2 pseudogenes are annotated in these 1,152 nt (G+C 67.4%); one reads left to right on the top strand and one right to left on the bottom strand.

Annotated features, from left to right (window positions below):
• Positions 1–25: 25 nt before the first annotated feature.
• Positions 26–277, top strand: a pseudogene (locus tag A5622_RS30850) (hypothetical protein); the annotation flags it as partial.
• A gap of 104 nt (positions 278–381) precedes the next feature.
• Here the strand turns inward: A5622_RS30850 and A5622_RS19505 are convergent.
• A pseudogene (locus A5622_RS19505) lies at positions 382–1,026 on the bottom strand (DNA polymerase III subunit beta); the annotation flags it as partial.
• Positions 1,027–1,152 lie beyond the last annotated feature (126 nt).

The following is a 1,152-nucleotide window of genomic DNA, read 5'->3' as shown; positions in this document are numbered from 1 at the left end:
GGCGATCGCGCAAACCAGTTTCGCGGTGCACCGCGGCGACGGGTACTCGAGCATCAAGGCGGTGTGTTTCGACGTCGACCCGCTCGGCGGGTTGACGTTGTCGGCCACCGACCGCTACCGCGTCGCGACGAAGACGATCCCATGGCAGCCCACCATAGACAGCGACGGATCGCCGCCGGTTCGGCTCCTGGTCCCGCCGCGCGCGCTCGGCGACACCGCCCGCCTCGGCGGCGACACCGTGCACATCGGGTTCGAGGGCGCCGAGCCGCACCTGCTGAGCTTCCGCGGCGAGACCCGCACCGCGATCACCCAACTGCTCGGCGAGGACTTCCCGAAGCTCGACCCGCTGTTCCCCAACGAATACACCGCGATCGCCACGGTGTCGCCGCCGAGGCGGGCGGTGTCGCCGAGCGCGCGCGGCGGGACCAGGAGCCGAACCGGCGGCGATCCGTCGCTGTCTATGGTGGGCTGCCATGGGATCGTCTTCGTCGCGACGCGGTAGCGGTCGGTGGCCGACAACGTCAACCCGCCGAGCGGGTCGACGTCGAAACACACCGCCTTGATGCTCGAGTACCCGTCGCCGCGGTGCACCGCGAAACTGGTTTGCGCGATCGCCTCCGCGAACTGTCCGGCGTCCACGCTGCCCGCGTCGGCCGGCCGCGTCGGCAGGTCTGGGTACTCACTCCCCAGCATGGTGGGCAACGTGAACTCTGCGGCCCCGCACAGGATGCGTGCAGTACCACCCTCAGTCTTGAACTCCACCGGCTTGCGTGCCAGCGCCTTGCTGATCGCCTGCAGCAGGCGCCCGGACACCAAGGTGGTTCCCAGTGATGTCACATCCGCCCCAGCGCTTGTCACGGCGGCAACTTCGTAGTCGAACGCCTCCAGGATCACGTAACCGGAGCCGCTGGTGAGTCGGATCGCGCCGAGCAGCGGGTTCAACGGCTTCGCCGGCAACGCCCGCGCCACCCAGTTGATCGCATCCGCGAACTCGTCGCGAGTAATCGTGAACTGCAAATCGGACATAAGGATCGTCACTCCTGGTGTGTGGGCCGCCGTCAATCGGCCGTTGCGTACACCATAGACCGGATCGTTTGACGCAATAACGTCTAGCGTTTGATGAACCGCGCCGACGCCACGAAAGTGCCCACC

This window comes from Mycobacterium sp. 1245801.1 (assembly GCF_001673055.1).
Classification (GTDB): domain Bacteria; phylum Actinomycetota; class Actinomycetes; order Mycobacteriales; family Mycobacteriaceae; genus Mycobacterium; species Mycobacterium europaeum_A.
This window is presented reverse-complemented; position numbering and strand designations above follow the sequence as displayed.